This window comes from Mesorhizobium sp. (genome assembly GCF_004962925.1).
Classification (GTDB): Bacteria; Pseudomonadota; Alphaproteobacteria; order Rhizobiales; family Rhizobiaceae; genus Mesorhizobium.
In genome coordinates this window covers 1-5,613 of record NZ_SUEO01000039.1, presented here as the reverse complement: position 1 = coordinate 5,613, position 5,613 = coordinate 1, and the positions used below count along the sequence as shown (strand labels likewise).

At 58.2% G+C, this 5,613-nt stretch carries 3 protein-coding genes and 1 pseudogene; 1 reads left to right on the top strand and 3 read right to left on the bottom strand.

The features are described from left to right. The 3 genes from asnB to E5W87_RS10875 all read right to left on the bottom strand — a co-directional run. On the bottom strand, positions 1-1,158 hold a 1,158-nt coding region (asnB, locus tag E5W87_RS10885; RefSeq protein ID WP_292396894.1), incomplete at its 3' end, for an asparagine synthase (glutamine-hydrolyzing). A 4-nt stretch (positions 1,159-1,162) separates the two neighbouring features. Further along, positions 1,163-2,431, bottom strand: coding sequence for a polymerase (locus E5W87_RS10880; protein WP_292396854.1), 1,269 nt, complete (start codon positions 2,429-2,431; stop codon positions 1,163-1,165). Next, complete coding sequence (locus tag E5W87_RS10875) at positions 2,428-3,651, bottom strand: glycosyltransferase family 4 protein (RefSeq protein WP_292396852.1); 1,224 nt, start codon at positions 3,649-3,651, stop codon at positions 2,428-2,430. The genes E5W87_RS10880 and E5W87_RS10875 overlap by 4 nt, the downstream gene beginning before the upstream one ends. A 1,148-nt stretch (positions 3,652-4,799) precedes the next feature. Here E5W87_RS10875 and E5W87_RS10870 point away from each other — a divergent pair. Beyond that, positions 4,800-5,613, top strand: a pseudogene (locus E5W87_RS10870) (calcium-binding protein); the annotation flags it as partial.

Here is a 5,613-nt window from a genome sequence, read left to right as displayed (position 1 = left end):
ACCGTCGCCCGTCAGAGCCACCGTAACGTGCTGGCGAGCGAGCCGCGCCACGAGCAGAGTTGGCATCTGCGATTCGTCGGCGAATGGCTCGTCCCAGGTCTGCGGCAGTTCTGGAATGACCTCGAGCGCAGAGGCGGACGAAAGGTGAAGTTCGGTATGGTCGGTGCCCAGATGCCGGGCGACCTCCGCGGCGTGGGGAGCCTCATCAAATCCGCACTCTCCGAAAGCGATCGTGAACGTGCGCACCGGTTTTGGGGATTGAGCCTGCATCAGGGCTACAACGGCGGAGCTGTCGACGCCACCAGATAGAAAGCAGCCCAGCGGCACATCAGCGTTCATGCGTTCCCGAACGGCAAGTCGAAGCAGGTCGTCGAGCTCATTCGTCAGTTCTTCGTCAGTGCCAACGATTGGTTCCTGCCGACCTTTCGCGGCGACTTCGGCCAGCGACCACCAGTACCGGATGCGATGCGAAAGAGACGCGGCACTACGCGCCTCAGCGAAATTTGCGGCCGTCACGGACAGTACCGAGCCGGGCGGCAGCTTGAACACGCCTCGCCAGATGCACCTGTTATCCGGTACCCATCCCCTCGACAGCATCGTCGTGGCGGCATCGAGATCGAGTTCCTGACAAAAACCTGGAAAGCAGTTGATCGCCTTCAACTCGGAGGCGAAAACGAGCGCATCGCGTGTTGAAGCAACGTAAAGCGGCTTTTTGCCCATTCGGTCGCGGGCGAGATGAAGGGTCCTCGTCTTCAGATCCCACAATCCAAAAGCGAACATGCCGGCGAAGCGCGTGAGTGCGGTATCGAGCCCCCAACTCTCGATCGCGCACAGCATGACCTCGGTATCGCAGGTGCCGCGGAAACGATGGCCCGCGCCTTCAAGTTCGCGCCGCAGATCCTGGAAATTGTATATTTCGCCGTTAAAGGTGATGACATATCGGCCACTTGCTGAATGCATCGGCTGGTGTCCCGCCTCCGACAAGTCGACGATGGCCAAACGCCTGTGACCGAAGGCAACGCCGGCTTCACGGTTTTTCCAGAAGCCTTCGCCATCGGGCCCACGGTGGCGAAGGGCCGTCGTCATTCGCGCTATTGCCCTCAGCGGCTTGGCATTGGCCGCATCGGATGCAAGAAGAATTCCGGCAATCCCACACATCCCACTATCCCAAGTCCCTGGAAGTTTCACTGGAAGCAGCCGAAACTGCTCGCGGCGTTCCGGCAACAAGGCAGAGGGTCAGCCCAAACCAAACGATCGGGTGTCGGATGATCAGGTGTGGGACCCCGTAAATCGCGGTCGCCACCACCAGCGCAAAAAGGGCGTCGAGCTTCGCACGCCATGCTGACATGGCGGCCGAGCCGACGATCCAAAACAGGGCCAGGATCGCAATCAGACCACCTTGAGTGTAAAGGTCGAGTATCGTGTTGTGGGCCTCGAAAGGTTCGGGCAGAAACTGCCGATAGACGACGGAGGGGCGGTCCACATGCGGGCCAGGACCGAGGCCAAGTGACGCTGACGTCACGCCCTTGTAGACTGCATTACCCCAGAGCTTGACGCGAAGTGCAGCGGTTTCGGCGGTCTCCTCGCCGCCCTTTCCTTTGCTGAGGCTCTTGGCGAAATTTTCGACGCTGCTCATGTCCTTGAGCACGTAGGGCGTCATCGACATCGCCAGGGGAAGGAAGCCGACCATCAAGAGGACGGCAACCTGCCGGGAAACGCCGACCTTGTCACCGGTCGTGAGCCATGTCCGAACTCGCAGCCCTAGAAATATCAGGCAGGTCAGGACGCTTGTAAGAAGATAGGTATCACTCTTTGTCAGTCTTCCGACATAGACGGTCAGTGCAATGCTGCTGAACCCAAACAACCTCCCCCATGGACTGTCTGTGGTCGTCGCAAGATGCAAGGCCAGGGGGCCAAAAAGTGCACAATAGAGCGCGAGTTGGTTCGGATTCTCGGACCAGCCGGTGAAGCGGTCCCAGAACCAGGGATTGACACCGGATTGGTGGATCCAGCCCCACCCAAGTGCCAGCTGAAAGGTAAAGCATGCATTCAATATCCCGATCGCCCACCAGGCAGTGCGGCGCAGATGGCGATCAGCGTCGGGCTCAGCGGCGGCCAGGCAGGTGACGCTGGCCAACAGCAGGTAGGCCATTATGTCGTGAATCGGCCCCGAGAGGTCCAGAACCGCCGTGGTCAGCAAGCCGACAATGGCACCGACCCCCAGAGCAAGCGTCATGATCAGCCAGAAGGTCGCAAGACGGAACAGGGCCGGTGTGGCCTCCAAGTGACCACCGACGACTACGCGCCCGATCGACAACATGATCCAAAGCGATAGGAACAATTCGGTGTATCCGAGGGGCAATCCCGGAATACCGAGCTGCGCCGCATAGCCCATCGCAATGCCGCCGGCCAGCAACGCGCTCCGGATCATCGGCGCGCTCCACCCAACCCGCGGCTTGCGGCATTTTCTTTGAGCAAGACCGGGGACGCCGGTCGAGCAAGACCGCCGTGGGATTCGGCGCTAAGGACATTTTTGTACAGATCGCAATACTGATCGACTACCCGCGGCAACGCGAACTGCTCTCGGACGAGTTCGACGGAACGACCGCCCATGACCTTTCCGCGGCCGCGGTCGGACAAGATGTCTATTATTCGAGACGCAAGCCCATCAACATCGTGCGGTGGGACGAGATAGCCGTTCCATCCGTCCTCAACCACGTCATTGCAGCCAGGCATCCTTGAGGCGACGATAGGCAAACCCGCCAGTCCTGCCTCGAGCAGGACGCGCGGGATGCCTTCCCGATATTGTGTCGGAAAGGCGAACAGATCGGCCATGCCAAGAAGGGCTGGAACATCGCGCCGTGGGCCCAAGGCGATGACATGAGGGGCATATCGATCGATATCCGATTTATCGACGGCAAATGGCCCTTCAGATTCCCATGGGCCGACAAGCACGAAACGCGCATCAGGCCTTTTTGATAGCACGCGTGGGACTGCTTTGAGGAGTGTCGGGATACCCTTCTGGCGGGTCAGCCGGCCGACAAAAACTACGACTTCGGCTGACTGGAGCCCAAATTCTTCGCGCATTTTCATCGCCGACGGGGCAAGGTGCCTTGCCATGGCGAACGCATCGACGTCGATTCCAGAACTGCGGATCAACCGCCCGCTGCCGCGTTGGATTAGTCGGTAGCGCTCAAAGAAAGCCTGATCGTCCTGATTTTGGAAGACCGTCGCAGCCGTCCAGAAGGACGAAAGCCATTGCAGTCCGCAAAAGATTGGGCGCAGGGCCAGAGCCCGTGGCTCCAGCGACGAGAATGTCCAGCCCAAGCCATTGATCGTCCGGATCACTGGAACCTTCCCGCGCGCCGCAAGCGGCGTCAGCAGGTTCGGTTTGGTGTCGAAACTTTGGACAATGTCTGGTCGCAGTTCCGACATTAATTTCCGAATCGCTCTGATGGCCCCCCATCCCCCGCTACCGCTGGCAAATCGGTCGAAACCATAGCCGCGATGCGGAATGCCATGCCGCAGAAACGCGGCTTCAGCGCCACTCGAGACTGCGGTGACCCGAAAACCCCTTTCGCGCAGCGACATCAGGAACGGAATTCTTAATGCGTGATCCTCGCCTCCTACACACATGAGATGCGGGTTCATCCTGCCTCTCCCGACCATGCGCCGTTCCCCAATCGCGGGAAGTGGCCGGCTTTTGATTCTGCCTTCATGATCTTGGTTTCGCTTCTTCTGCGCGTAAGATGCCAAGTCACGGTAAGGGCAGGCTTGCCTACTGTCCTCGTCTGTTTGAATGAGGCAAACCGCATTTGGATCAAGGTGTTGCGAGCTTCAGGCCGTTCGGTCTCCCGGCTTTGCGCGGCTATCCGCACCAAGGACCTGCACAGGTATGGTACCGAGGCCGTATAGCGGGCCTCGTTGACGCGCATATCCTCCTGCATAATGAGGGGGATGGCGGGATCATTTACGCGTGGAAGTTGAGGAAATCCTGCGGGCACACCGCGTCCACGGGCGGGGCAACCGAAGACTGCGCTCCCGATAACCGTCCGTTGTCAGACCTCGGTCTGGGCCGATGCTTTGCCGGTCTGAGCATCGTCCCGATCATGGGCCGGTGCCTCGGTATGCTGGTTGAGCCGCATCTCAGTCACATCCGTCTTGGCAGAAGCCCGCGACTGGCAGGTAAGCCAAACTCGACTACCTCCGATGTCGGTAACGTCAGTTGTAGCGGTTGCGAGCGAACACCCGCCCACTGTGTCCACAACAAATTTGGTTGCGACAGCAGAGAACATGGCCTGGCCCAGAACCTAGCTTAACGTGATCAGATTGCTCGCAGGCAAGTGCGCATATTGTGCAAAAGAGCTATTCTGCGTGCCGTTCTATTTATGGCCTCTAGTTGCCGGAAGTTAAAAATCCGATTTTTGCGGCGCCGCTTCGGCGAGGGTCAGCACAGCTAAGACGCCGTCACGGCCTGCCAGCTTCGGCGCCATCCAAATCATATTAAAAGCCAAGCCACTCATAGAAAAATATTTCTTGAGATGAGACCATGTAAGTGTTTTTGAAGGTCAACGTTCGAAACGCCAAAATTTAGCTTAGTGGAGTCCTAGAGGTTATGATGTAAAGTCTCATTTTGTTGCTTCGAATAGTCGATTTTAATAAGTAAAATTTTTCCTTCCGTGCGGCAATCCTGTCGGCGATCAACGAATCTATCAGAGGGGTGCGGGTATTTGATTTGGCGCTAATATACGCCGTCCAGTAGGCAGGCACCGCGGGGCGCTAAGAAAAAAGGAATATAAATGGCACTTCATTTTGCAGCTGGTGGATCCGCCACAGAAGTCGCAAGCGCCGGCTTCAATCTGGTTGACGTTCAAACCGTTGATCAGGTCAACGAGCTGCCGGATGGCACGAAGGGCTTGGTCTGGCTCAACGAGGGCGAGGGCGTAACCCAGTCCTTTATCGACAAAGTCACCCCCTTCCTTGGCAATCCGAATGTTTTTGGGTTTTTTCTCGTCGACGAGCCGGATCCCACCGGCAAATACCACACACAGGTAGACGCTGAGGATCTGAAAGCCGAATCCGACTGGATCCACTCTCGTATGCCAGAAGCCAAGACCTTCATCACCGCGATGGACATGGGGTCTGCCGCCGACCCGGATTTTTCCAGCACCTACAACTATGACAACACGCATATCGATCTGTTCGGAATAGACCCTTACCCGGTGCGCACGGGCACAGACACGGTCGACTATGACATGATCGACAGAACCGTGGCGGCAGCGGTGGAGTCGGGCATCCCGACCAGCGCGATCGTTCCGGTCTACCAGACCTTTGGCGGCGGCAATTATACGACCAACACGGGCGGCCAATATGTCATGCCGACGACGGATCAGCTGGAGACGATGATGGACCACTGGGCCGAGGTGGTTCCCAATCCCGCCTTTGACTTTGCCTACGCCTGGGGTTCGCAGGAAGGCGATACCGCGCTTGAGAGCTCGCCGGAGTTGCAGGCCGTTTTTCGGGAACACAACCTTGCTACCCCTACGCCTACGCCTACTGCCCCTACCTCTACTGCCCCTACTCCTACTGCCCCTACTCCTACTGCCCCTACCC